This window comes from Breoghania sp. (genome assembly GCF_030066895.1).
In the GTDB taxonomy this organism is placed as follows: Bacteria; Pseudomonadota; Alphaproteobacteria; order Rhizobiales; family Stappiaceae; genus Breoghania.
The window spans coordinates 1-19,348 of record NZ_JASJAV010000010.1 but is presented as its reverse complement, the minus strand read 5'-3'; the positions used below and the strand labels follow the sequence as shown (position 1 = coordinate 19,348).

General features: G+C 62.5%; 23 protein-coding genes and 8 pseudogenes. 9 read left to right on the top strand and 22 right to left on the bottom strand.

What is annotated here, in order from left to right:
• Positions 1 to 17 precede the first annotated feature (17 nt).
• Positions 18 to 479, bottom strand: coding sequence for a hypothetical protein (locus QNJ43_RS11325; protein ID WP_300470056.1), 462 nt, complete (start codon positions 477 to 479; stop codon positions 18 to 20).
• Entirely contained in the window at positions 452 to 1,789 is a 1,338-nt protein-coding gene (locus QNJ43_RS11320) for an ABC transporter ATP-binding protein (RefSeq protein ID WP_300470054.1), read from the bottom strand. The genes QNJ43_RS11325 and QNJ43_RS11320 overlap by 28 nt, the downstream gene beginning before the upstream one ends.
• A 615-nt stretch (positions 1,790 to 2,404) precedes the next feature.
• On the opposite strand from QNJ43_RS11320, the gene QNJ43_RS27070 reads away from it, so the two are divergent.
• From QNJ43_RS27070 to modA, 6 genes are all read left to right on the top strand, one after another.
• The gene (locus tag QNJ43_RS27070) at positions 2,405 to 2,881 is read left to right on the top strand and encodes a hypothetical protein (protein ID WP_346432943.1); all 477 of its coding nucleotides are present in this window, start codon (positions 2,405 to 2,407) and stop codon (positions 2,879 to 2,881) included.
• A 17-nt stretch (positions 2,882 to 2,898) separates the two neighbouring features.
• Positions 2,899 to 3,177, top strand: a complete 279-nt coding sequence (locus QNJ43_RS27065) for a hypothetical protein (RefSeq protein ID WP_346432942.1) — start codon at positions 2,899 to 2,901, stop codon at positions 3,175 to 3,177.
• Complete coding sequence (locus tag QNJ43_RS11310) at positions 3,174 to 3,536, top strand: hypothetical protein (protein ID WP_300470053.1); 363 nt, start codon at positions 3,174 to 3,176, stop codon at positions 3,534 to 3,536. The genes QNJ43_RS27065 and QNJ43_RS11310 overlap by 4 nt, the downstream gene beginning before the upstream one ends.
• 217 nt (positions 3,537 to 3,753) lie before the next feature.
• The gene (locus QNJ43_RS11305; protein ID WP_300470052.1) at positions 3,754 to 4,143 is read left to right on the top strand and encodes a LysR family transcriptional regulator; all 390 of its coding nucleotides are present in this window, start codon (positions 3,754 to 3,756) and stop codon (positions 4,141 to 4,143) included.
• Entirely contained in the window at positions 4,143 to 4,568 is a 426-nt protein-coding gene (locus tag QNJ43_RS11300; RefSeq protein ID WP_300470050.1) for a TOBE domain-containing protein, read from the top strand. Before QNJ43_RS11305 ends, QNJ43_RS11300 begins: the two co-directional genes overlap by 1 nt.
• A gap of 41 nt (positions 4,569 to 4,609) precedes the next feature.
• Entirely contained in the window at positions 4,610 to 5,389 is a 780-nt protein-coding gene (gene modA / locus QNJ43_RS11295; RefSeq protein ID WP_300470048.1) for a molybdate ABC transporter substrate-binding protein, read from the top strand.
• A gap of 47 nt (positions 5,390 to 5,436) precedes the next feature.
• Here modA and QNJ43_RS11290 read toward each other — a convergent pair whose 3' ends face one another.
• Entirely contained in the window at positions 5,437 to 5,685 is a 249-nt protein-coding gene (locus QNJ43_RS11290) for a hypothetical protein (RefSeq protein WP_300470364.1), read from the bottom strand.
• Here QNJ43_RS11290 and modB point away from each other — a divergent pair.
• From modB to QNJ43_RS11275, 3 genes and pseudogenes are all read left to right on the top strand, one after another.
• Positions 5,579 to 6,258: pseudogene (gene modB, locus QNJ43_RS11285) on the top strand (molybdate ABC transporter permease subunit). The gene QNJ43_RS11290 and the pseudogene modB sit on opposite strands and share 107 nt — an antisense overlap.
• Positions 6,255 to 7,406, top strand: coding sequence for a molybdenum ABC transporter ATP-binding protein (gene modC, locus QNJ43_RS11280; RefSeq protein ID WP_300470046.1), 1,152 nt, complete (start codon positions 6,255 to 6,257; stop codon positions 7,404 to 7,406). The pseudogene modB and the gene modC overlap by 4 nt, the downstream one beginning before the upstream one ends.
• A 24-nt stretch (positions 7,407 to 7,430) precedes the next feature.
• A complete protein-coding gene (locus tag QNJ43_RS11275; RefSeq protein WP_300470044.1) occupies positions 7,431 to 7,670 on the top strand; it encodes a hypothetical protein in 240 nt (79 codons plus the stop codon).
• Between the two features lie 175 nt (positions 7,671 to 7,845).
• Here the strand turns inward: QNJ43_RS11275 and QNJ43_RS11270 are convergent, their stop codons facing one another.
• From QNJ43_RS11270 to QNJ43_RS11180, 19 genes and pseudogenes are all read right to left on the bottom strand, one after another.
• Complete coding sequence (locus tag QNJ43_RS11270; protein WP_300470042.1) at positions 7,846 to 8,271, bottom strand: group II truncated hemoglobin; 426 nt, start codon at positions 8,269 to 8,271, stop codon at positions 7,846 to 7,848.
• Positions 8,272 to 8,298: 27 nt separating this feature from the next.
• Positions 8,299 to 8,754, bottom strand: coding sequence for a Rieske 2Fe-2S domain-containing protein (locus QNJ43_RS11265; protein ID WP_300470040.1), 456 nt, complete (start codon positions 8,752 to 8,754; stop codon positions 8,299 to 8,301).
• Between the two features lie 55 nt (positions 8,755 to 8,809).
• Positions 8,810 to 9,025, bottom strand: a complete 216-nt coding sequence (locus QNJ43_RS11260; RefSeq protein ID WP_300470038.1) for a hypothetical protein — start codon at positions 9,023 to 9,025, stop codon at positions 8,810 to 8,812.
• A 61-nt stretch (positions 9,026 to 9,086) separates the two neighbouring features.
• Positions 9,087 to 9,397: pseudogene (locus QNJ43_RS11255) on the bottom strand (2Fe-2S iron-sulfur cluster-binding protein).
• Positions 9,398 to 9,443: 46 nt separating this feature from the next.
• A pseudogene (locus QNJ43_RS11250) lies at positions 9,444 to 10,555 on the bottom strand (DegT/DnrJ/EryC1/StrS family aminotransferase).
• Between the two features lie 104 nt (positions 10,556 to 10,659).
• Positions 10,660 to 10,929, bottom strand: coding sequence for a DUF6129 family protein (locus QNJ43_RS11245; RefSeq protein ID WP_300470036.1), 270 nt, complete (start codon positions 10,927 to 10,929; stop codon positions 10,660 to 10,662).
• A 31-nt stretch (positions 10,930 to 10,960) separates the two neighbouring features.
• A complete protein-coding gene (locus QNJ43_RS11240; protein WP_300470034.1) occupies positions 10,961 to 11,320 on the bottom strand; it encodes a hypothetical protein in 360 nt (119 codons plus the stop codon).
• 42 nt (positions 11,321 to 11,362) lie between these two features.
• On the bottom strand, positions 11,363 to 11,638 hold the full coding sequence (locus tag QNJ43_RS11235; RefSeq protein ID WP_300470032.1) for a nitrogen fixation protein NifZ: 276 nt from the start codon (positions 11,636 to 11,638) through the stop codon (positions 11,363 to 11,365).
• On the bottom strand, positions 11,635 to 11,952 hold the full coding sequence (locus QNJ43_RS11230) for a nitrogen fixation protein NifZ (protein WP_300470030.1): 318 nt from the start codon (positions 11,950 to 11,952) through the stop codon (positions 11,635 to 11,637). Before QNJ43_RS11230 ends, QNJ43_RS11235 begins: the two co-directional genes overlap by 4 nt.
• Positions 11,949 to 12,709 (bottom strand): annotated as a pseudogene (locus QNJ43_RS11225) (4Fe4S-binding leucine-rich repeat protein). Before QNJ43_RS11225 ends, QNJ43_RS11230 begins: the two are co-directional and overlap by 4 nt.
• Positions 12,702 to 13,245, bottom strand: a pseudogene (locus QNJ43_RS11220) (hypothetical protein). The pseudogenes QNJ43_RS11225 and QNJ43_RS11220 overlap by 8 nt, the downstream one beginning before the upstream one ends.
• Before the next feature lie 265 nt (positions 13,246 to 13,510).
• Positions 13,511 to 13,818: pseudogene (locus QNJ43_RS11215) on the bottom strand (iron-sulfur cluster biosynthesis family protein).
• Positions 13,819 to 13,828: 10 nt separating this feature from the next.
• Positions 13,829 to 14,053: a YfhL family 4Fe-4S dicluster ferredoxin gene (locus QNJ43_RS11210; protein ID WP_300470028.1), complete on the bottom strand. Its 225-nt coding sequence runs from the start codon at positions 14,051 to 14,053 to the stop codon at positions 13,829 to 13,831.
• Between the two features lie 46 nt (positions 14,054 to 14,099).
• Positions 14,100 to 15,662 (bottom strand): annotated as a pseudogene (gene nifB / locus QNJ43_RS11205) (nitrogenase cofactor biosynthesis protein NifB).
• 561 nt (positions 15,663 to 16,223) lie between these two features.
• Positions 16,224 to 17,097, bottom strand: a pseudogene (locus QNJ43_RS11200) (SIR2 family protein).
• The gene (nifT, locus tag QNJ43_RS11195) at positions 17,097 to 17,315 is read right to left on the bottom strand and encodes a putative nitrogen fixation protein NifT (protein WP_300470026.1); all 219 of its coding nucleotides are present in this window, start codon (positions 17,313 to 17,315) and stop codon (positions 17,097 to 17,099) included. Before nifT ends, QNJ43_RS11200 begins: the two are co-directional and overlap by 1 nt.
• Positions 17,312 to 17,833 (bottom strand): hypothetical protein, encoded by a 522-nt coding sequence (locus QNJ43_RS11190; protein WP_300470024.1) that lies wholly within the window; start codon positions 17,831 to 17,833, stop codon positions 17,312 to 17,314. Before QNJ43_RS11190 ends, nifT begins: the two co-directional genes overlap by 4 nt.
• A gap of 73 nt (positions 17,834 to 17,906) precedes the next feature.
• Positions 17,907 to 18,101 (bottom strand): ferredoxin, encoded by a 195-nt coding sequence (locus QNJ43_RS11185; RefSeq protein ID WP_300470022.1) that lies wholly within the window; start codon positions 18,099 to 18,101, stop codon positions 17,907 to 17,909.
• Positions 18,102 to 18,386: 285 nt separating this feature from the next.
• Positions 18,387 to 19,348 (bottom strand): sigma 54-interacting transcriptional regulator (locus QNJ43_RS11180; protein ID WP_346432941.1); only part of this gene is annotated, 962 nt, incomplete at its 5' end.

Genomic DNA, 19,348 nt, shown 5'->3' with positions numbered 1-19,348 from the left:
GTAAAGAACCGTTCGTCCTAGGGTATCTGATCGATGGGAACGGAAGGATCGGCAGTCAGGCCAAACAGCAGGTTTTCCGCCAGCGACGCGCTGCGGTTGAAGGCGTCGATATCCCACAGCTCGACCAGATCCTGAAGCTTGGGTTCCGACTGCACCCGCGCCGCGATGGCCGCGCGCAATTCCAGCATCCGGTCCGCCAAAGCCTCGCCCCCGTCGAGACGGGACTGCAGGCCCATCCGGTAGATGTCGTCGTCAAGCCCGACGACGGACAGCCTCGCGATGGCCTCTTCCTCCAGCCCCTCCGGATCGTCGGCTCCGGCCACGGTGAAATCTTCCCACTCGGCGGTAATGTCGTAAGGTGAATTGGCCGTTATCGCGGCTTCCGAGCGACGATATTCGATATCCGGCACCGTCCCTTCCACCGCCTCGGCGACGGTGACCGGGCGATGCTTCAGGCCGTAATAGAGATTGTCGCGCACCGTTGCCGGTGAAGATATGGGCGCCGGATGCTTACATAGCCGATGAGGCGGCCGGGCGTGGAGGCGGTCAGCTCATCGATGTTGCGACCGCCTATTTCCACGCAGCCGCTGTCCGGCGTCAGCAGTCCGGCGTCAAGCTCCAGCACCTCCGAGCGCCCCGACCGGTCGTTGCCGATCACCGCGCAATGGGCGCCTTCGGGGATTTCCAGAGTGACGGCCTGAGCCTCAGACCGTCCACCGCCTTCGGAAAAGGAGACGGCGAACATGGAGAGAGCGCCGCCGAGTTCCGCCACCTCGCTGCCGGTCAGGCGCTCGAGCGGGTAGATATCGGGCGGGTCGAAATTCTCGATGACGGTCTGATATTTGACGCTGCAATCGGCCTGCGTCTGGTAGTAGGCAAGCAGTTCCTTCCAGGGACCGGCGAGATCCTTGTAGGCCGCCAGTACCGCGACCAGCGCACCGAAGCTGATATTGCCGCGAATGACCAGATAGCCGCCGATGGAATAGAAGAAAAAGGGCGTGAGCTGATTGATCAAGTTATTGATAAACTTGATCATATACTTCCGGTTGAAGATATCGTAACGGATCTGGAAATTCGTGTGCAGCCGGTCCGACAGGTCCGCCAGATGCCAGGCAGAGGTGTCGTTGGCGTGGATTTCGGTGACGCCGTTGATGCTCTCGCCGACCCTGTCGGCAATGATGCGCACATTGTGCACCCGCTCGCGCGCCAGAAGCACGACCCGGCGCTGAAGACGCGGGATGAGATAGCCCTGCACCGGATAAAGCGCGATCGCGGCCAGTCCGAGAAGCGGATCTTGCACGAAGATGAAGGCGAGGTAGACCAGCAACGTCCCGCTCTGGAAAGCCGGGACGGCGATCGCATCGCCGATGAACCCGCCCAGATCCTTCACTTCCGACGTGATCATCGGAATGATCTCGCTCGACGAGACGCGCCGGAACTGGGGCAGACGAAAGCGCAGCACACGCTGGAACAGGTCGTAACGCAGCCGCAGCAGCATGCGCTCGCCGATCAGCCCCTTGTAGACGTTGAGCGTGAACTTGACGCCGTTATTGAGGAAAACCAGCCCCAAGAACGTGAAGCACAGGACCAGGAGATAGGGGATCTGCTCCAGCTCGTATCCCCCAACGGCGCGCGGGAAATTCGTTCCCTGAATCGTGTCATTGACGATCATCTTGGGCAGCTCGAGCATGCTGTACAGCAGGGGGAATGACAGCATCGTGATCAGCAGGATCACGAATTGCTGCTTCTTGCTGTACTTCAATATAAAACGGAACAGATTGCTTTCCATACGGGAAACCTTGAAATACAATCGACTGTTCGCCTCGACGGAACACCTGCCCTTACCAAAGGGATCATCGGTTTAGCGATCCGATTCCAGAGGCATGGACATCAATCATAGTTGTGGACGCAAATCGATCCGCTCGTCTAGATTGAAGGGACAAAGTCCGGCTCACAAAAGGCACGAATTGCGCTCAACCGTCGTAGCCGGGACACAAATGACATTAAAATGGACGGAAACCCTGCGTTCCGCATGGAACCGGGGACTACCGTACAGGGTAAAAGGCGGACAGATTACCATAAGTATTTTTACTTAGATGGACGTGTTCAAGACTACAGCCGGAGGAACCACGATCCGAGACGATACAGGACAGGGCGGCATTGTCCGCACTAGCCTCGAGGACACTTTGCGGATGAACACACCCAACGGCTTGCCGGAAACTGCGACCGGTACAGATCACACCGATACAGAATACAGGGCGGCGAGAAACCCTTGTGGCAGCGGACCCGTAATTGACGTAAAGATAGAGTCGCCATACCTGCTTCGACGCACAATCATCGAGCGGCCGCAGATAGATGCGGAACCGCAATTGGGCACTAACCGCGGTTCCAAGCGTTCCCGCATTTGATCTGGCGACCGTTCGAACCTTCGATCGACAAACCGGCTGCCCGCTCGGGCGCTCCACCTCACAAACGCGCGTTAGATGCTGACGACAAGCCGAAGATCCTCATTTACAGCCATGACTCGTTCGGCCTCGGCCACCTGCGCCGTTGCCGTGCCATCGCGCATTCACTGGTCGGACGGATCAGCGAACTGTCGGTGCTCATTCTCTCCGGCTCGCCGATCATCGGCAGCTTCGATTTCCGCGCACGCGTGGATTTTGTCCGCATTCCCGGCGTCATCAAGCTCAGGAACGGCGAGTACACCTCGCTCAACCTGCATATCGACATCGAACAGACGCTGGCGATCCGCTCCTCGATCATCGAGCACACCGCTCAGGTCTACGCCCCGGATATCTTCCTGGTCGACAAGGAGCCCACGGGCTTGCGCGGCGAGGTCCTACCGACGTTGGAAAGCCTGAAAAAACCGGGACGCGGCTGATCCTCGGCCTGCGCGACGTGATGGACGACCCGGCGCCCCTGCGGGAGGAATGGGAACGCAAGAACGTCCTGCCCACCCTCGATACGCTTTACGACGAGATCTGGGTTTACGGGCAATCCGACATCCACGATCCGCTGGCCGAGCTCGGCATGCCGCAATCGATCGCCGACAAGACGCTCTATACCGGATATCTGCGTCGCGACCTGCCCAAGGCACAGCGCCCGACGGAGAATTTCGCTTTCTCCGACGACCCGTTCATTCTGGTGACGCCGGGCGGTGGGGGCGCTACGGCGTGAAGCTGCCGCACACGCTGGAATTCACCTCCTCCGCCCCGGTGCTCGATCTGGTGCGTCAGGGCATCACCTTCGCGATCATCACGTCGATGTGCCTATCGACCGTCCCCCACCTGAAGCCCGGAAACATCAGCCTCGTGCCGCTGCCGTGGATCCCCTATTTCCGCCAGATCGACATAGCGAGCCCGAGCGAACGGCTCCTCGACCTGCCCGACCGCATCGCCCGGCTGTGCTGGAGCATTCTGGATACGAACGTGCTGCCCAAGATCTACCGGCTGGCGCCGTTCACGCGTCCTCTCATTTCCACCGGAGCCCCGGAGGACGAACAGGAAGACCCGCCGCGGAGAAAGGCAAGCGGATGAGCAACCGGACGGATCGGCGCGGCTTGCGACAGCGTTCGTCCGAATCCGACAATCCGGACACTGAATTGTTTGGTCGGCAACAGGCCGAGCCACCGGTAAAAAGCCGCGAAATTTTCTCAACAAATTAATTTAATTACATATTTTCCATCTGGCATCCTCGTTGCTTAGTGCATCTGTGTAGGTCGTTCCGACCGTTATGCAGATGAGACACATAACGATGAGCCAACACCCGCCCCCCGTTCGACCGATCTTCGCCATGACCCGTGGCGAAGACCATCGCGTGGGCGAGGACCGGTTTCGGCTTCTGGAGGCGATCGACCGGTTGGACTCGATCTCTGCCGCCGCAAAGGAGGTGGGCCTCAGTTACCGGACTGCCTGGGACGCCACCAATGCCCTCAACAATCTGTTTGCGCGACCGCTCGTGATCGCCCGACCCGGTGGACACCATGGCGGCAGCGCCGAGGTGACGGTGCGGGGCGTTGCGCGCTGCGCGTTCACCGACGCCTCACCGAAGGCCTTGGACAGCTTCTCGCAGAGCTCGACGCAGTGCTTTCCGGTGGAGGACCCGCTGCGCTCCTGCCCAGTCCCTCGCTCTGGAGCTCTCTAATGAAGACGAGTGCCCGAAACTGCTTCCACGGTCTCATAGCCAGCGTGACCCCCGGCGCGGTGAATACCGAAGTGGAGCTTCGCATCTCCGACGCCACAGTGCTGACGGCGATGATCACCAACCGCAGCGCGTTGATGCTGGAAGTCCACGAAGGCCAGCCGGCTTTCGTGCTGATCAAGGCCAGTGCGCCGATTCTCGTGCGCGACCTGGACGGTGTGCGGCTGTCGGCGCGCAACAGAATCGACGGCACGGTGGTGTCGCTGGAGAAGGGCGCGATCAACACCGAAGTCGTGCTCGATATCGGCGGCGGCAAGACCCTGACGACCATCATCACCAAGGAAAGCTCCTGGGCCCTGGAACTGGAGCCGGGAACGCGCTGCAGCGCCCTCGTCAAGACGTCGCAGATCATCCTCGGCGTCGAATGACTGTCCTCTCTCCCCTTATCTCCAACACAAGGAATACTGACATGTATATGCCGAAATGGACCGGAACAGCACTGTTGGCGACGGTCATCGCCTTCGGGACGGCTCAGGGCGTCAAGGCCGAGGACGTCTATGTGGCGGGTGGCGGCAAACTTCACCGACGCGATGCGCGACATCATTCCCGAGTTCGAGAAGGCGACCGGGCACAAGGCCGTGGTGAGCTTCGGCTCCACCGGCAAGCTTATGCCCAGATCCAGAACGGCGCGCCGTTCTGGATCTTCCTGGCGGCCGATTCCGCGCGGCCGGAAAAGGCGGAAGCTGAGGGCCTCGCCGTCGCCGGCTCGCGCTTCACCTACGCCAAGGGCAAGCTCACCCTGTGGAGCCCGACCAAGGATCTCTTCACCGACGGGGCGGCCTTTCTGAAGGAGGGCGACTTCAATCATGTCGCCATCGCAAACCCCAAGACCGCGCCTTACGGCCTTGCCGCCCAGCAAGCGCTTGAAAAGCTGAAGCTCTGGGATGCGCTGGTGGACAAGCGCGTGCAGGGCGACACCATTGCGCAGGCCTTCCAGTTCGTCTTCAACGGCAATGCCGAGGTCGGCTTTGTTGCCGGCTCGCAAGTCGTCGCGGTGATCAAGGAAGCCGGTCCCAAAGGAGCCGACAGCGTCTGGGACGTGCCGGAAAGCGACTACGCACCGATCGTGCAGCAGGCCGTGCTTTTGAAGAAAGGCGAAGACAAGCCCGGAGCGGCGGCCTTCATCGCGTTCCTCAAGGGCGAGATCGCCAAGGAGATCACCACAGGCTACGGCTACGCGGTGGAGTGAGACGGACGGGCCGCCGCTTGAACTGCCTTGCTCAGCTCTCTCCACCGTCATTGCCCGGACTGCGCCGGGGGATGACGGTGGAGAGTGCGGATGACGACGGAAAGTGTGTGCCGAATGACCCTCGACGTCACCGACGAGCGCCCTTGTTGCCCGCGAGCAACAGCGAACGACACGACAGGAACCGGACACATGACCTTCGACTGGACGCCGGTGTTTCTCAGCATGAAGCTTGCGGGCGTGACGACGATCTCGCTGATCGCCGTCGGCACGCCGATCGCCTGGGGACTGGCACGCATGCAACACTGGGCGAAACAGCCGCTCGCCTCGCTCGTCGCCCTGCCGCTTATGCTGCCGCCGACCGTGCTAGGGGTTCTACTTGCTGGTTCTGCTTACGCCCGGCGGGTCGGTGGACGGGGTTCTCTCCGAACTCGGCCTCGGCACCCTGCCCTTCACCTTTCCCGGCCTCGTGGTCGCCTCGGTCATCTATTCGCTGCCCTTCGCGGTGCAACCGCTACAAAACGCCTTCGAGGCATTGGGGAACCGGCCGTTGGAAGTCGCGGCGACCTTGCGATCCTCACCGCTTGACCGGTTTTTCTCGGTGGTGGTGCCGCTCGCCCGTCCCGGCTTCCTGACCGCGGCCGTCCTCGCCTTCGCGCACACGATCGGCGAATTCGGCGTCGTTCTGATGATCGGCGGCAACATTCCCGGCCGCACCAAGGTGTTGTCGGTCGCGATCTACGATCACGTGGAAACGCTTGAATACGGCCAGGCGCATCTGATGTCGGCGGGCAATGCTGATCTTCGCCTTTACCGTGCTGCTGGCGCTCTACGTGCCCGACGGCCGCATCAGCGTGGCGGACCGGACATGAACGTTGTCAACTTCAGAGACAGGAACCTGCCCGACGCGAACCTCGACAGCGGGGGAAGCTCCGGCCGCATCGAGGCACGGTTTGCGACGCGCTTTGCCAGTGGCTTTTCACTCGATGTCGACCTCGATCTGCCCGCGGCAGGGGTGACGGCGCTGTTCGGACATTCGGGCTCGGGCAAGACGACGATCCTGCGCTGCATCGCGCGCCTGACCCGCGCCGAGGGGCGCTTGAGGGTTGTGGGCGAGACCTGGCAGGAGAGACGGCATTTCGTGCCCGCCCACAAACGTCCGCTCGCCTATATCTTCCAGGAGGCGAGCTTGTTCCCGCATCTCAGCGTTCGGCGCAATCTGCGCTATGGCGAGGCCCGCGTTCCACAGGAGAACCGGCGGATCACCTCCGATCAGGCGGTGGACTGGCTGGGGCTCACGGACATGCTGGAACGGCGACCGGGAACCCTTTCCGGCGGCGAGCGTCAGCGGGTGGCGATGGCGCGCGCGCTGCTGACGAGCCCCCGACTGCTGCTGATGGACGAGCCCTTGTCCCCGTTGGACCTGAAGAACAAGCGCGAAATCCTGGCATATCTGGAATACCTGTGCGACGCGCTGTCGATCCTCTATGTCACCCATTCTCCCGACGAGATGGCCCGTCTCGCCGATCATCTGGTCGTGCTGGAGGCGGGAAAGGTGGTGGCCACGGGCCCGCTGACCGAGACGCAGGCGCGCATCGATCTGGCCGCCAACGGCAAGGAGGACACGGGCGTTGCCATCGAGGCCGTGGTGGTGGAACGCGATCCCGACTGGCACCTGATGCGGGTGGCATTTCCCGGAGGCGCTCTGTGGATCCGCGATCACGAACAGGCCGTCGGACACAGGGTGCGCATGCGGGTTCTGGCGCGCGATGTCTCGCTGGCCCTGGAGCCGCAGGGCGAGAGCAGCATTCTCAACGTCCTGCCGGCCACCGTGACCGCGACGGCGGCGAGCGATCACCCGGCGGTGGTGCTGACCCAGGTGCGGCTCTGCGGGAGCACGGTGGAGACAGAGACGACGCCGCTCGTCTCACGATTGACCGCCCGCTCGGCCGAGGCCCTGGCGCTTTCGCCCGGCAAGCCGGTGTGGGCGCAGATTAAGACCGCGGCGATACTCGATTGAATATCCGGCAAGAGGAGGATTTGCATGCTGCCGACGACCATTCTCGTCGATGAGACCCCACGCTGCGTGGTGAGACCAACGGACAGGAAAGCGCTGGCGCGGCTTCTCAGAACCGGCCGGGAGGTGCTGCTGGCGGGGACGAACAAGGGCGAGATAAGCCACCGCGAGGCAACCGACACCGAACAGACCCGCTGGCACGATGCGTTTACCTTGCACAAGGCGGGGAGCGGCGATGAAGAGGAGTTCTTCGGCGTGCCGTTGTGAGGGGAGCCTCCCGCCTGCGCCGAATGGCCGGGCGCAGGTGCCCACACTCTCCGTCGTCATTGCCCGGCGACGTCCGAGCAATCCAGCAGGTTCAGCGCGTGTCGAGGGCGCTGGCCCCCCGGACTGCGCCGGGGGATGACGGAGGATGGATCGGGACAATGTTACGGCCACCGCCTCACGGGTGCGGGTGGCGGTCGTCGTGGGGACTGCCGGGAAGGTTGCGCATCCAGTCGGCGAGCTTGGCCATGTTGTCGTAGAGCTGGGCGCGGACGGCATTGTCGGGCACGGCTTCCTCCATCGCCCCGCGCATGCACAGGAGCCAGGCGTCACGTTCGTCCTTGCCGATCGGTATCCGCAGATGGCGCTGGCGCAGGCGCGGGTAGTCCTTTTCCGGCGAATAGAGCTTCGGCCCGCCGGTCCATTCCGACAGGTAGCGTTTCAGGATATCGCGCGTGGGGCCGAGATCGTCGGCATGCAGTGCCCGGATGCCCTGCGCCTCGGGCAGGGTCCCCATGCGGTCGTAGAAGCTGTCGACAAGGCGCTCGATGATCTTCGTGCCGCCAATGCCGTCGAAGATTGTCTGTTCCTGTGTGTCCGTCATCGGGGCCTCCTCCGTTGACCGATCTGATTAATCCGGATGAATCATGATTTCCATCGTCTCGTCGGTGTCGGCGTAATCGGAGAAGGGATCGGGAAAGGGCGAATCCTCGGCAAGCCGGATACCGTAGATGCAGACCTCGCCTTCGGAGAGCAGCAGCGGCACGGGCTCCAGCCGTGAACCGGCGCAAGGTCCCTCGATGCACTGGCCCGACAGGATCTCGAACCGCACCCCGTGGCAGCCGCACTTCAACAGGCTGCCGTCATCGTTGAAAAAGGCGCCGTCGCCGATGTTCAGCCAAAGCCGGTTGTGCGGGCAGATATTGGCGTAGCCGACGAAGGTGTCGGCGTCTGTGCGCACGATGACAACCGGGAACGGCCGGCTCTCGCCTTCCTCGTTGAGGCGCGACAGGCTGAACGCCTTCGCAGAACCGCGCGCGATATCGTCGACGCCGCAAACGACATAGAGATCAACATCGGTGTTCATGTCTCGCCCTTCCCTTTCGCGAATGTCGCCAGTCAGTACCTGTAGCCAGTGCCCGTCAGGATGCATGAGCCGTCTGGCGCAGGCCCTCGATCTTGCCCGGTGCGAGCTTGAAGACGCCGCGACCACCGGCCAATGCGCGGTAGGCGTTGGGGGCCGTCAGGCTCAACCAGTTGAACCATTGCTGCAGCGCCAACTCCGCCGGACGCTCGCCGATTTCCGTGACCGTGCCGTCTGGCGCGAAACGGACGTGGATGATCGTGTTTTCCGTCATGATTTTCCCTCCATTCGTGAAAGATGGCCCGCCCCTTCCCCAAAAAGCGAGCCCCCTTCCCTCAGAACCCGGACGAAAAGCCCAGCAGTTCGACCTTGATGTCCTCGGTGCCGAGCACGATGGCCTGGCAGGCGAGACGCAACTTGGGGCCGATGCCGACCAACACATGTCGAGGCGCTCGTTTTCCTCGCGCGCGATCCTCGACAGGCCCTTGCGGTCCTCCTGAACGAAGATGTGGCACGATCCGCAGGACGCGTTGGCACCGCACTTGTGCGGAAACTTCGCCTCAACCGACAGGATCGCATCCAGGATCGAGGTGCCTTCTCCCGCTTCAATGGTCTTGCCGGAGGGCATCAGGGTAATCAGAGACATCGCAGACTCCCATTTTTCAGTTGTCAAAGGGCCGCGGATGCGGCGTTCAGTAGATCGCTGCACCGGCCCCGACATTGATCAAGGCGTCCTTCATCGTCTCCACGAGGAAGGCGACCTGGTCTTCGGCGAGATGCGTGTGGAAGGGCAGCGCAATGGCCCGATCGGCCACCTTCTCGGTGACGAAATAGTCGCCGCAGCGATAGCCCATGTCGTTATAGGCGCGCTGGAGATGCAGCGGGGTGGAATAGACGGCGGCCTCCACCTCCTCCACGCGCAGATCATCGACGATCGCATTGCGGGCGGAACGCGAGAAGCGCGTGCCGAGATGAACCACGTAGAGGAACCAGTGCAGCTCGGTCACGTCGGGCGCGATATAGGGCGGCTTGATGCCCTCGAAGGATTCCACGTGGGTCAGATAAAAGGCCTCGACCTGCTTGCGCTTTTCGAGGATCTCGTCCAGCCGGTGAAGCTGCGACAAGCCCAGCGCCGCCGTGAGATCGCTCATCGGGGCCTGGTAGGGCGCAGTTGCGGTGACCACCACCGAGGCGCGCTCGTGAGGCCGGCGCGCGCAGCGGCGGCGCAAGGTCACGGCGAGATCGACATCGTCGGTCACCACCATGCCGCCTTCGCCGCAGGTGATCGCCATCGGCTGGGAAAATCAAACACCGCGCAATCGCCGAACGTGCCGACGAGGCCGCCCTTGTAGGTGGAGCCGATCGCCTCGACGGAATCCTCGACTAACGCAACTCCGTGACGCGTCGCGATCTCGCGCAGCTCGCTCCACGGCGCGGGGTGGCCGTTGGTATTGCCCGCAACGATCGCCTTCGTATGCTTGGTAATCTTCGCCTCGACCTTGGCAGGGGCGAGCGTACCGGACCAGTAGTCGATATCGGCGAAGACCGGCCGCGCGCCGAGAACGGCGATCGCATGGGCGGTCTTGCGATAGGAAAAGGATGAAGCAATCACCTCGTCGCCGGGCCAGATACCGAGAACCTCGAGGGCCAGCACGAGGCCGAAGGTTCCGCTCGGGACGGAAACGGCATACTTGCGGCCGAGATAGACGGCAAAAGCATCCTCGAAGGCCTCGACCATGCTGCCGCTGGACAAGCGGGGAGAGCGCAGCACGGCATCGACGGCGTCGAGATCGGCGAGCGTCATGTCGGGATCGGATAGGGCGATGAAGCCGGAACTTGTTTCCTTGGCGGCGTCGGCGCCGGTCTTGGGGGCAAGATCCGCGTCGGCCCTTTTAGCGAGTGGGTTGGTCATGCCGTCGCGCTCCGTGCTGCCAGCACAATGCCGGTCGCCCGGTCCAGATCCGCGGTGATCTGGATGCAGTGATCGCTGGCATCGAGAAGATGCAGGTCGTAGCCGCCGACGGTCTCAAACGGATCCTCAAAGATATCCGCGGTGTCGCAACGCGTCCAGGTCAGGTGCGGAAAGCACTGCCTGAGCGCGGCAAAGACCGGGTCGGAGGCCTCGGCATCTGCGAGTTGCCTGCCGATCTCCGCCAGTTCCTCGATGGTGACAGCCATGGTCCGCTCCTTTTCTGCGTTCCCCGCGCGCCTACTGCCAGAAGGCGCGGCCTGGATCCTCGTTCAGTTCGTCGAGCAGTTCGGTCAGGCGCGGAAAACGGCCGTGCAACAGCCACTCCTGACCCTCGTAATCGCGGGAAAAGAGCAGCCACCCGGTGCCCCGGTCGTCGATGAGCAGGAGCACCACGTCGATGATGCTGCCGTCGGGATCGACGTTGCGCGAGCAGCACGGAACCTTGATCTGGTAACCGCCTTCGATGTCGGTGATGCGCGGCGTCACGTAGCGATAGCGCACCCGGTTCTCCAACGCCCGGCCGATCCGCTTCAGGTCGAACTCGTTCGGATGCGCCGCCGCCATCCGCCGGTCGGACTGCATGAGCGCTGCCTGCATTGCCCTCACACTCCTCTCACGTCCCGCTAGAGCGTTTTCCAACTAGATCCGGGCGATCTCTTCCTCGAGACAGCCCACGACCTTGCGACTGTCGAATTCGACCATGTAGACGGGCGTGTTCGTCTCCGTGTGCATGCCGACCTGAACGATCTCGCCGACATCGCCCGACGCGACCAGAAGCGCGTCCTGCGGGGCATCCGGGTAGGAGCTGTCATTCATCAGATCGACGGTCGCCGTCACCCGCTGGCCCCAGTCGTATTTCGGCATTCTCGGTTCCATCGGCAGGTTGACCGCCGGCGTCAGCTTCGCGTCGCTCATGATCTTCTCCCGGGCAAAGGCGGATTGTCGTCGTCCTCAGGCACATGGATCGGTTCCAGTTCCTTGCGCTTCATGCCGACGCGATTGCCGCTTTCCATGAATTCGATGCCGTAGATGTAGAATTGCTGGAGGAACGTGCCGATCGAGACGACGTAGCCCTCCTCCCCCTTTTTCGCGAGAATCTCGCCGATCTCCTTGCCCGCATAGGTGCCGTCGTTGCGGATGGTTCGACGCGCGCGGACCTTTTCGCCGTAGCCGAAGACAGGCAGACCGGTGAGCTCCACAACATCGCTGTCGCGAACGATATTGCTCATGAGGCGCACTCCCGCATATGGTCCGAGCGGGAAAGCCGCGCGCGGGCGATCTCGCGCACGAAGTCGTCGGGGTCGCAGGCAAACTCTCCGATCTTCTCCACCGCAGCGCGGCTCGCAACTTCGTGGCGCACGCGCCAGTCCTCGTCGTCACGCATCCGCACGAGCAGGTCGGGCGGCAGGCGCCGGGCGATATCGTGGCGCACGGACACGTCGGGATCGTCCATCATGCCGGAGAGCCAGCCTTCGGGAATGCGCCGGGCGGCGACGCGACGGACTTCCACTTCCGCATCCCGCATCATCGGCGACAGGCGTTCGGGGGCGATGACGAGGCGGACGTAATAGTCGGGGTCGTGCATCATCGGGGCGAGATCGGCATCCTCCAGACGCGCCGCAACACGGATGCGGACCTCGCGGTGCGGATCTTCGCGCAAGCCCAGGATCGAGCGGATCGGCAGACGGCGGGCGGCGTTCCAGCGCACGGTCTCGTCGTCGTCGGCAAGCAGCGACGGCAGGCGGAAAATGTCCGCATGCTTGGCCGCGATCGCGCGGACCTCGAAATGCGGATGATCGAGATAGCCGTTGGCAAGCTCCGGGTTCCACTCGAAGAACCGGTCGATGCGCCGGGCATAGCGATCATGGACGCAGGCGTGGCGGATCTTGTACTTTCCGGCGGCGTGCAAGCCGGCGTGTGATCGCAAGGGGCGCAGTCGACCGTGTTGCCCTGCCAGTCGATGGCCTCGTCGATGGTGTCATTCATCGTCATCGTCGCGCCCTGCCCTGTTCGCGACATCGAGGAGCACGCGCACTCCGATCTTGTCGCCGGGGTCGAGTTCGAGGAGCTTGTCGATCGCCTCCCTGCCCGCATCCAGTCGGCCCAGACGCATGTTCAGGTAGGCGTACCCCTTGAAGGTGAAGAGGAAAAAGCGCGGCAGGATCTCCTCGTAACGGCCAAAGGGGGGCATCGGCCGCGGTTACCTGCCGCCAGTCTTCCGGGAAGCCGTTGTCGCGACACGCCTTTTCAAGACAGATCCCGGCGATCGCGAGGACATCGGCGAGCCGACGCTTGTAAAAGTAGTAGCGGTAGAGGCCGATGAGCACGGCCGCATGGTCGGGGGCGATGAGCAAGGCTTGCGAGAGATGAGCCTCCGCACGCAGCTCGTCGTGCCAGGAAAGACCGGCCTGGCTCAGGTGGTGCTCGACGGCAGGCGGCAGGTCGTTGCCAAGAAGCGCCTCGGCAAGAAGGCCGTCAGATGTCACAGCCAATGCATCCGCATTGTTCTGAGCCGCCACCATCATCGCCTTTGTCCTCTCCTTCAATCTCGTTTGTCCGGTGTCGTATTTCCGGGTGTTGGAGGCAGACCCCTCTCCCACGCTTGCGGAAAGAGCAATCGCAATTGGCAGACAATCACCTCCCCCATGAGGAGAGGTCGGACCGCAGGTCCGGGTGAGGGGCGTTGGGTTCTCCGTATCCACGAAAGCTGACCCCCCTCACCCTAGCCCTCTCCCCATGGGAGAGGGAGTAAGGCATCGCTTGCGAGGCCGCCCCCTCGCCCTGCCCTTACGAGCAGCCGCAGCTGGACTTGGCGTTCATGAACACCAGGCCGGTCGAGGATGCGGTGTCGGAGAAATCGATCGTCACACCGTCGAGCAGGATCCGGCTTTCTGCGGGCAGGAAGAGGCGGATGCTGCCCTTCTCCACCACCGCATCGCCCGGAAGCGGCGTACCCTCGATGCTGACTTCCGAGTTGAGATCGGAGCAGCCGCCCGGGCTCAGCGCGAGGCGGAAGCCGCTGCCGGGTACGCCATCGGCCATCAACATCATGCGCATGAAGCGCTCTCTGCCCTGGGTGTGATCTCGAACGCCATGAACTCCTCCTCAGGATACCTGCTGGTAGTGGGAGTGGGCCGGGTCGATGACGCAGGTGTCGTCGACCGGACAGACCGCCACGCATTGCGGGCTATCGAAATGGCCGATGCATTCGCTGCACTTGGCCGGATCAATGACGAACGTGCCGCCACCTTCCGAGATTGCCTCGTTGGGGCACTGCGCCTCACAGGCCGTGCAGTTGGTGCATTGGGATGCGATGATCTTGAAGGCCATGGGTCACACTCTAAAAGGATGTTGCCTCTAGCCGTCCCGACCGTCCTCAGGCGACCGAGATCAGCGCTCCCTGACGGATGGTCGCGTCGCCGCGCGCCACGTGTTCGATCTCGCCCGACGCCATCTTGCCGAGATAGGTCTTGAACCAGACAATGGCCGACTTCTCGATGTACTCGTGGGCGTAGGTATCGGCCGGATCGATCCCTTGCGCCTTCAGGTTCGCCTTCGGGCATCCACCAATCTTGGAGACGAACACCGCATGGCAGTCGTTGATTGCGCGGATGACGGTTTCCAGCGCATCCTCGTCGCCGAAACCGCCCTGGCAGTAGAGATTGACGCGGCGGTGGCCGACGAACTTGGCGCCCGCGGTGGATAGTTTGTAGATCTGGAATTCCTTGGCGTGGCCGAAGTGCTCGTTGATGAGCCCCGAGCCCTTAGTCGCGACCGCGACCAGCACCTTGATGTCGCTGGTCTGGCCGGCAAGCGTCTCCAGCTCTTCCTAGCGCGCGGCGACCTTGGCCTTGCGCTCTTCCTCGACCTGGGCCTGATAGGCCTTGCGAGTATCGAGGTCGTAGTCAACCTCCATCTCCATGATCTTGTCGGTGGTGAATTCCGCCGAGCAATTCTCGACCAGCAGGCCGACCCCGTCGGCACGGTACTGGCGACAGTGCCGCATCATGTTCATCTCACCCTCACAATTGTCCTGCAGGGCCTTCAGCTCCTGCGCGGAGGGGCCACGCTGACCGTTGAGGCCGAAGACGGTGCCGTGCTCAGGCGCGGAGATGAGCGGCATGATGTTGTGCAGGAAGGCGCCTCGGGATTTGACCGCCTTGTTCACCTCCACGAGGTGGTGATCGTTGATGCCCGGGATCATGACCGAGTTGATCTTGCACAGGATGCCGCGCTCGGTGAGCATTTCCAGACCCTGCAACTGGCGCTCGGACAGGATCTTCGCCGCCTCCACGCCGGTGTAGCGCTTGTGGTTCCAGAAGATCCACGGATAGATCTCAGCACCCACTTCTGGGTCCACCATGTTGATGGTGATAGTGACGTGATCGACGTTGTATTTGGCGATCTCGTCGATGTGGTCGGGCAGCGCCAGGCCGTTGGTCGACAGGCACAGCTTGATGTCCGGCGCGATCTCGGAAATCAGCTCGAAGGTCTTGAAAGTCTTGGCCGGATTTGCCAGCGGATAGCCGGGACCGGCAATGCCGAGCACGGTTATCTGCGGAATGGTGGAGGCGACCGCGACAACCTTCTTCGCCGCCTGCTCCGGCATCAAACGTTCCGACACAACACCGGGATGGGATTCATTGGCGCAGTCGTACTTGCGATTGCAGTAGTTGCACTGGATGTTGCAGACGGGCGCGACCGCAACGTGCATGCAGGCATAGTGATGGTGCGCCTCTTCCGAATAGCAGGGATGGTTCTTCACCTTCTCCCAGATCTCGCTCGGCATGTCGCCCTGGCCGGCCGACGAGCCGCAGCTCGGCTTGGAATTTCCGCCGTCGGTGCCGCACCCCTTGTGCTCGGCCATCTGCTGCATGACCGTGTCCATATCGACGGAACTTTCGACATGCGTGGCGTCGTGCTCGATCGGTGTATCCATCGTCCGTCCCTCGCTGTTTGCCCCTCGGGGCCGTCAGAGTTGTAACCGTTCTAAAGAAACGTCAGCAAAGGCCGTGCCAGAACGGCATGGTTTCTGATTTTTCTTTTGATTCAGAGTGTTATTTGGGCGTCGCGATTTTGTGCCGTTCTCGACATCTGTCGCCTTTCCAACACGGAATGTTGGCTTTGGCGGAAGGTGGACGGAGGCGAGAGGGACAGTGGCAATGTTCGTATGAGGGGCCCGATCCCGGAGCGTCGTGTGCGTTGGGCACTCTGCGCGTCCACCCCCGATGTCATTCCCCCGCAGGCGGGAATCCAGCAACCACAGGATCGGGTTGCGTGACGCAATCGAAAGACCTCTGGAATGCTGGATCCCCGCCCTCGCGGGGATGACGACCGGGCGGAGTGGAGAGAATGGAGCCCTTAGTCTTGGGTTTGGTCTTGGTCCCGCCCCGTCTCCTTGCCTGGATCACCCGGACATCGCCGGGGGATGATGGTGGAGAGTATCTTTTGAGAAGATAGAACCGGACGGAACCCCAACCGGCTGAAGAGGCCCGCGCGCTCAGGCCGCCTCGAGCATCATCGCGGCGACGTCGTCGAGCGGCAGCGAGATCGGCACAATGTCCTGGGCGACGAGGAAGCGGACCTCGTTGCGCGTCAGCGTATCGGCCGGGTCGAGCACCAGATAATGCGGACCCGAGGAGTGTTTCATGATCTGGCGGGCGTAGGTGCGCAGGAGCTGGTCGTGGAACCGACATCCCAGAAACAGGAAGCCCCGGTCGGAGCGGCGGTCCTTGATGACCTCCGGGATCGGCGTCTGAATGTCGATCTCTGTCAGAACCTCGACATAGTCGGCGTCGGAAATCAGAAAATTGCCGGCCGGCGTGGTGCCGCCATGCGGCTTGTAGAGGATGGTCTTCCAGGAGGAGGCCGCCTCGGCATGCGTCTGCATACCTTGCGCATCGTAGAAGCGGAACCACTGGTCCTTGCCGATCCCGGCGCGCGTAATGCCCTGGATCTCGCCCCAACCGTCGGCACCCCTCGAGCGCGATGCGCATGGCTCCGTCGTACCGGCTGTCGACAATCAGCGGAGGTTCGAGCACCGCCAGAATCCGATGGAGCGGAGACGGCGTGGCGGGTGTTGCGAAGACATCGCTCATCAGCGCGGTCACGGTCGCACGGTGACGGGTGCTTTCGATATATTGCGCGGCCGCCCAGGCATTTCCGCGCGCCCTTGCCGGCAACGCGACCTTGCTCTAGAAGTAGGCGGCGAGCATTTCCGGCGTCGTCGGGATGTCCGGATTGTCACCCGTGAGGGGTTGCGGGCCGAGATAGGGGATGACTGTCCCTGCCCGCAGCCCCTCGCCAAGGGCAGGCAGCACATCTGCCGCCTCGACGAAATCGAGGTCCAAAACCTCGGCCAGAAACGCGCCCATCATTGCACCTCTTCAGTCCGCTTGCGGGCTTCCACGGTGATCGGAAGACGCGTATCCGCAGCAAGGTCGGGAAGATCCAGAACCCGGCCGTTTGCGATCCGGATCCAGCCGCCCCACAGCGTCTCGTGTTCCATATCGACGATCGGCTCTTCGAGATCCTTCTTGGGCACGTAGGCAGTCAGATCGACTTCCGGGAAACGGCGGATCATGATCTTCATCGAATGCGGTCCTCTGCCTGAATTGCGTTGGCGGCGCGGTCCATCAGCCGGTTGATCTGGCTTCGGGACACGGCGACAAGGCGGACATAAGCACGTTCGCGAACCGCGCCGTCCGGATCATCGAGAAACGGCGCCAGCTCGGCCTCGGCACTCCGCTCCGCGGCGATGAGCCTGACACCCGGATCGAGATAGCCGATACCCGAGGCGGAGGCGGTGCCGTCGTCACCGAGATCGGAGGGGAGAGCCAGGTCGTCCCGCATTGCCCGGGCGAGGCTGCCGTCGACTTCAAGTCCGCCGGCCGTCTCGACCTCATCGCGTCCCTGAAGCTCGCCCTCGTTCAGACAGGCGTCGACCGCGGCGAGGAAATCGCAAAAGCAACGCCCCTTGCGCGATGCCTGACGGACGTAGCAATCCACACCGCAGGAAAGCGCATCATGTGCCTGCGAAGCGCCAACGGGACGTGCCGAAAAGGCGTCTCCTGTACGGTGCAGGCTGGCCGTATGGCTGAAATCGTTCATGATCGCCTCCAAAAGGAGAGGTTCCGGACAGGATGGGACCGCCCCTCAGGACGGCCTCCGCTCGAAGCGTGCCTCAGGCGGGCACGCAGGTGTCGGGAACCGGGCAGACCTCGTCACATTTCGGAGTGTCGAAGATGCCCTCGCACTCGGTGCATTTTTTCGGGTCGATCACGTAGGTATCGCCCTTCATCGAGATTGCCGCGTTCGGACATTCGAATTCGCACATGCTGCAGACGGTGCACTGCGAGACGATGATCTTGTAGGCCATGACTTCGCTCCTGAGTTCCCGCCTTGGCGCGAGCCGGGCTTCCCGGCGACGGTGCAGCGAAATGCTGCTTTCGACATGTATCGAGCAAGGAGCGTGCCATGGGTGGGACAGGAGAGAGAGAAGTTCGGCGAGAGGGTAATTTCCCCTATATATTCAATGAAATGGGACACCTCACCCGAAAGACCTTCGGACCAGAGCCTCCCTTCGCGAACGCAAGGGAATGACCGACGATAGTGTCGGACTTCCAACATTGTCTGTCGCAAAGGGGAAGAGGTTGTGGAGCGGCTAGGCCTCAGCTTGTTGCGCCGGTTTCCGGGGCTGGCCATGCCGCTGCGCGGCAGATCGCCCGGAATGAGGCGCGTGTTGCTGAGTTGAAGCCATATGTCCGAACGAGCTTTTGCTCGTCCTCATGCCGGACAAGTGAGGCACAAGCCGCTCCATTCCCCGCTCTAGAACTTCTTGATCGGGATCTTGTGCTTCCTGAGCGCGTAGCCGATCTGGCGGGGGGTGAGGTTTGAGGATACGGGCGGCTTTGTCCTGAACCCAGCCGGCGCGCTCCATCGCGTCGACAAGCCGCTCGCGTTCCGTCTTGCCGTCTCCGTTGAGAACCGCGCAGGTATTGGTCTCCGGGCAGGAAGTTGCAGGCGATGCCGTCACGCCGGGCGACGAGCGGGGAGGCTCGTCCAGAGCATGCGGAGGCTGGGCCCGGCTCTGAACGCTCGGACGGAAGATGATGTTGAACGGCGTCGACGTTTCCACCGCCCCTTTCCAAAGGGTCGACGACAGGCAATCGTCGTTCCGGCAGGCGAAGTCATCGGCCACAATCGTCTTCTCGTGCGACAAGGTCGCGGTGCGGCGGACGCAGTTTTCCAGTTCGCGCACGTTGCCGGGAAAGAAGCAGCCCTCCAGCACGCCACGGGCGGAATCGGCGAAGACCAGATGCGTTCCGTGTTCCTGGTTGAAGCGATTGAGGAATTCCTGCGCCAACGGAAAGATATCCTCGGGACGGTCGCGCGGGGCCGGCAGCAGGATGGTGATGACGTTGATCCGGTAATAAAGGTCGGCGCGGAAGTCGCCCTTGGCGACTGCCTCCTCCAGGTTCCGGTTGGTGGCGGCGACGAGGCGGACATTGACCTTGATGGTCTTCATGCCGCCGACCCGCTCGAATTCACCTTCCTGCAGCACGCGCAGAAGCTTGGCCTGGAATGACGGAGAGATCTCGCCGATTTCATCCAGGAACAGCGTGC